This window comes from Bacteroidales bacterium (assembly GCA_031275285.1).
Taxonomy (GTDB): Bacteria; Bacteroidota; Bacteroidia; order Bacteroidales; family UBA4181; genus JAIRLS01.
On record JAISOY010000146.1, the window covers coordinates 1 to 5,020 of the forward strand.

The window sequence follows — 5,020 nt, forward strand, 5'->3', positions numbered from 1 at the left end:
CCTTGATGAATATTGGGATTTGGCTCGCCGAGCTTTCAACTGGATTTCTTTTGACCCGGAAAAACGTGGCGCAAGCGCAATCATTGAACACGAACGGGAACTCAACTCCGATTTGAAAGATATGCCGCAGGAAGAGAAAGAACGGTATATTTCAAACTACAAAAAATATTTCTCTGCTTGGCTTTCTGCCTGCTCAGGCTGCGCCAGTTCTGCGATAACCGGAGGGTCTGGCTTCAATGTTAGAAAGGCAGAAACTGCTAACAAAAGAGAACATGACAGAATGGGAGACTTTATTCAATGGAGAGAAAAAGCATTAAAAGCTATCGCAAAACGCCGTGAAGAAAACAGACCGGAAGAGGAAAAACGTAATGAGGCTTGGACGCATTTAGAAAATGACATTTTAAGTTCTGCCACAACAATACACGGAATCAACACCGGTACAGAGAGATGCTATAACAAAGCCCTGTTCGTTTCCTCCATTTATGGAAAAGTAGAAACCTACGCAAAGCGGGGAGATATTGAAATGGTTCAGCAAGCTATCGACTGTATCCGCAAATTCAACGAAACGATGAGTGTTGTGATAACCGAGCGGCATAAATTTTTCAAATTGCTTGAGGTTGCCGAAGCAAACCGGGGAAAGATTCAAGACAAATCCGAAAAGGAAAGCACAGAAGTAGCATTTAAGGGCGGCAAGGTTGTGAACAACTTCCAAGAAAACCGGATACAACTCATTTTCGACGAAAAGCCCTCTGCGGATATTATATCACAGCTAAAACGGGCGGCATTCAAATGGTCTCCGCGCTTCGGAGCTTGGCAGCGGCAGATGACAAGCAACGCCGTTTACGCTACTAAGCTTTTTTTAAAAAGCAATAATCTTTTAGACAATGACATTAACTGACAACAGCCCGCTCCCTGAAAAGAGCGGGTTTTTCTTTTCACTGCATTTACGGTTAACATAACAATTAATGATTTGAATATTAATTATTTGAAATTGCATATTTAAAGTAAAACTGTTATATTTGTGCTTTAATAACTTGAACACAAGTATATATGAGCAAAAGAACTAAAATAACAGACATTCTTTCGGATGAGAAAAACTTCAACCGGCACACAGAATACGGTATGTCGCTGCTTCAAAAATCCATAGAGAAAGTAGGTGTAATAGAAAGTATTACCGTTTCTGCTGATGACAAGATAATAACAGGCAATGCGCGTCAGGAGAAGTTTTTGGAAGTCTTCGGAGATGAAGTGCAGCCTATCATTGTTGAAACAGACGGTAAACGTCCCGTAGTCCTCCGGCGTGTCGACATCAATTCCGGCACAAAGCAGTTTCATGAAGCCGCCCTGCTCGCCAATACGGTAGCAAAGAAGAACATCGACCTTGATGCGGAACTGATTCGGGAGGTACTGGTGGAAGAGTTTGAGGCAGACATTGAAGAATTGGGCATGGAGGAAGCAGATAATATTAATTTGTCGGATTTCTTTGACGGCAGCCAGGCGCCGGACGCCAAGAAAGGGAAAGCCGTTATCTGTCCGCATTGCGGAAAGGATATAAACAAAAGTGCAGAAGAATATGAAAACGATGGCGATAACTAAAAACCGCATTGAAGGTTTTCATTACTACCCCGAAGCATCCGGGAATGTCAGTTTCCTGCGATACAGCCACCGGCATATATTTCATGTGGAATGCGGATTCGGGGTTACCGGCGCCAATCGCGAAATAGAGATATTTACCCGGCAATTCCAAATTGCCGAGTATTTCGCACATATATATGGCGTTCCTGCACAGTTTGGCGGCATGTCCTGTGAAATGATTGCTCAAAGCCTGTTTAAGGCATTTAAAGAATGCAGCTATGTTAAAATTACAGAGGATGGAGAAGGCGGGGCTATTGTTCAGGGATAATATCAAAGTACACTTTGTGGCCTGCGAAACGCAAAATCAATTTGAAGCGGTAAAAGCGATGAATGTTAAATATACGCTTTATTCTGCCTATCCTTTTGTGGAGCGCATGATATTCGGCAAACCCAAATCGCCGATAATGATAGCTCATGACTGGCAAAGGGAAAATCCGTATCTGATCCCTCGTTATATTATAGAAAACTCCAAGCATTGCATACAGGACAGCGGACTGTTTACTTTAATGTTTGGCAGTCAAAAGGGAAATAAGGATGCGGCGTTGATGGATAAATGGTTTAACGCCCTGGTTGAATTTACATTGCGATATTCCTCCGGAGCTACATGTGTGGAGGTGGATTGCCAAAAAGTATTGGGAGTAGAAAAGGCGTGGGAATACCGTCAAAAAATGCGTGAGATGATTCCTAACCGGATAATTAACGTCTTCCATCTGGAAGATGGACAAAAAGGGCTTGACCGGCTTATCGAATTTTCCGATTATCTTGCTGTCAGCGTACCGGAATTGCGCATTTCAAAACCCGGCACATACCGGGAGGATACCTACCGGCTGTCCTGCTATATTAAAAACAAAAAGCCCGACATGGATATTCACCTGTTAGGATGTACCGAACTTCAAATGTTACATCAGAACCGGTTTTGCTCTTCAAGCGACCACATCCTACGTCGCTTCAAAACGTTACGGATTCATCAAAAAAAACCATATATCCGGTATTAACACGGACAGGGTACGTGAGTTGGTTGGAGAGCAGGTATATGATGAAGTGCGCAAATATAACAGTGATAAAAATACAAGCATGCTTTTATTAACGATATATTATTTGTCAAACAGGTACCGGTATTATGCCGGTGCACAAGATTAAACAACATGTACAGAATAAGCAAAGAATTTCATTTTTCAGCTTCCCACCGCTTAATGGGACTGCCTGATACGCATCCGTGCAGCCGTCCGCACGGACACAATTACACCGTTACATTTCATTTCAAATCATCGACCCTCAACGATGTGGGATTTGTTATTGATTACCGGGAACTGGAACCGATAAAAAAATATCTTGATGAGAGATTAGACCATCAGGATCTTAATGTCGTACTTCCCGTAAGCAACCCGACAGCCGAAAACATTGCCCGATTCCTGTACGACAGGTTTGCGGGCGACTATCCGCGGTTATACAGGGTTGAGGTAAGTGAAACACCCAAAACGCAAGCGAACTATGAACGGGATTAAATTACGTGTAAACGAAATATTTTACAGCATACAGGGGGAGGGTGCACATGCAGGTATGCCGGCTGTATTTATACGCCTGGCCGGATGTAATATGAAATGCCCGTTTTGCGATACGGAGCATGAAACATACAGAGAAATGAGCCTTGCGGAAATAATCGCGGAAGCAGACAGGTATTTCCCCTGCTGTATGATTATCTGGACGGGTGGCGAACCGACCCTGCAATTAACCGATGAGATATTAAGTCATTTCAATTTGTTTTATAACTGTATCGAAACCAACGGGACAAATCCTGTTCCGGGAAGTATTGATTATATTTCCTGCAGCCCCAAAGTTCCGGCAGGATTGCTCAATAAGAATTTTGCGCGGCTGAACGAAATCCGTTACCCCGTTCAAACCGGAGACATATTACCGGAAATACACTTGTTGCCCGTGGCGGACGATTATTTTGTCAGCCCTGTCGACGTAGACAAAAAGAACGTAGACTATTGTTTGAAACTTATAAAAGACAACCCGCAATGGAGACTGTCCGTACAAATACACAAGCTGTTGAACATTCGATAAGGGATATATTCCGCTATATCGGTGAAAATCCAGACCGTCAGGGATTGGCAGATACACCTTCCAGAATCATTAGGATGTGGAAAGAAATCTTCCGCGGTTACGATGAAAGTCAAAAACCGGTAATAACTACTTTTCAAAATGGAGCGGACGGGATTGTTTACAGTGATATAATAATTGATTCCGGCAATTTCTATTCCATGTGTGAACATCACATGATGCCTTTCTTTGGAACATATCATTTTGCCTATATTCCGCACCCGGCAGGAAAGATATTGGGACTGTCGAAAATTGCCCGTGTGATTGATTATCATGCGGCAAAATTACAGATACAGGAACGGCTTGCTACCGACATCGTACAAGACATTAAAAGCGCTCTTTGTGGCGATTTCCCTCCGCATGGTATAGTAATATCCATTACTGCCGAACACCTTTGCAAATCCATGCGCGGAGTGAGAAAACAGGGGACGATGACAACCATTCATAAAGAAGGGATCTTTAATGAAAAAGAAGTCCTGGATGAGTTTTCCAAATGATAAAAGGGAACATGAGGTAAACAGTCAAACCGGCCGGAAATGAAAAACAGGGTATCAGTCAGACTTGACGAAAGAACGATAATGTTGCTGTCTGAAATATCGGATATATGCGGCGTGAGCGTATCAACGACAATAAGGTATCTCATAGATAAGGAGATTGATTCGGTATTGGACAGGGAAGGCAATGTCGTAATCCGTTCATTAAAACATTCATCCCCCCACCCCCGTACAAATCCGGCCGATTGCATTTGATGAGGATTGGTATATGGATATCCTTATCAAATCACAAAAGGTGAAACGGGGAAGGCCGGCAAAGCGGAAGACGGTTAAGACAGACCGGCAATTATGTTTTCATTTCAGACAGGCATGAGAAAAAGAAAACAAACAAAAGAAAAGAGCGCCAACAAACATGCACTTATATCAATCGGAAAGCAGTACGACATATTAAGATTGTCATGTATCATACACGTACAGCCAAACTGTCAATATCTGTTTAATGATATATTCCATGACACTATCATATACGTTTCATGTGAGAACCTGCAGGAACCGGAAATCACAGACGAAAAACTGTTAAGGCATTTTGTCTATCGTTTCAAGATGATAGCATTCCAAACAATAAAAAATCTCCAGCAAAAAAAAGAAACAGCTTATGCCGACAATAAACAAACCGAAAAGGAAGAAGAACAATAAAGGAAATCAGTATGACGCAGACAGGCGAAAGATATACAACACCGAAAGATGGAGAAGATTGAGGAAGTTGAAGTTCACAACAAATCCGCTGT

The 5,020-nt window shown here is 42.5% G+C and carries 9 protein-coding genes; all 9 read left to right on the forward strand.

The genetic code is table 11. The features are described from left to right. Nucleotides 1–898 (forward strand): hypothetical protein (locus LBQ60_14900; protein MDR2039208.1); only part of this gene is annotated, 898 nt, incomplete at its 5' end. 152 nt (nt 899–1,050) lie between these two features. After that, a complete protein-coding gene (locus LBQ60_14905; protein ID MDR2039209.1) occupies nt 1,051–1,596 on the forward strand; it encodes a hypothetical protein in 546 nt (181 codons plus the stop codon). Then, nucleotides 1,583–1,903, forward strand: a complete 321-nt coding sequence (locus LBQ60_14910; protein ID MDR2039210.1) for a hypothetical protein — start codon at nt 1,583–1,585, stop codon at nt 1,901–1,903. Before LBQ60_14905 ends, LBQ60_14910 begins: the two co-directional genes overlap by 14 nt. Beyond that, entirely contained in the window at nt 1,872–2,630 is a 759-nt protein-coding gene (locus tag LBQ60_14915) for a hypothetical protein (protein MDR2039211.1), read from the forward strand. Before LBQ60_14910 ends, LBQ60_14915 begins: the two co-directional genes overlap by 32 nt. 150 nt (nt 2,631–2,780) lie before the next feature. Further along, a complete protein-coding gene (locus LBQ60_14920; GenBank protein MDR2039212.1) occupies nt 2,781–3,140 on the forward strand; it encodes a 6-carboxytetrahydropterin synthase in 360 nt (119 codons plus the stop codon). Further along, the gene (locus LBQ60_14925; GenBank protein MDR2039213.1) at nt 3,127–3,702 is read left to right on the forward strand and encodes a 7-carboxy-7-deazaguanine synthase QueE; all 576 of its coding nucleotides are present in this window, start codon (nt 3,127–3,129) and stop codon (nt 3,700–3,702) included. Before LBQ60_14920 ends, LBQ60_14925 begins: the two co-directional genes overlap by 14 nt. After that, on the forward strand, nt 3,657–4,235 hold the full coding sequence (locus LBQ60_14930; protein MDR2039214.1) for a GTP cyclohydrolase I: 579 nt from the start codon (nt 3,657–3,659) through the stop codon (nt 4,233–4,235). Before LBQ60_14925 ends, LBQ60_14930 begins: the two co-directional genes overlap by 46 nt. 39 nt (nt 4,236–4,274) lie before the next feature. Then, nucleotides 4,275–4,487, forward strand: a complete 213-nt coding sequence (locus tag LBQ60_14935; GenBank protein ID MDR2039215.1) for a hypothetical protein — start codon at nt 4,275–4,277, stop codon at nt 4,485–4,487. Nucleotides 4,488–4,601: 114 nt separating this feature from the next. Further along, the gene (locus LBQ60_14940; protein MDR2039216.1) at nt 4,602–4,928 is read left to right on the forward strand and encodes a hypothetical protein; all 327 of its coding nucleotides are present in this window, start codon (nt 4,602–4,604) and stop codon (nt 4,926–4,928) included. The last annotated feature ends 92 nt before the right edge of the window (nt 4,929–5,020 follow it).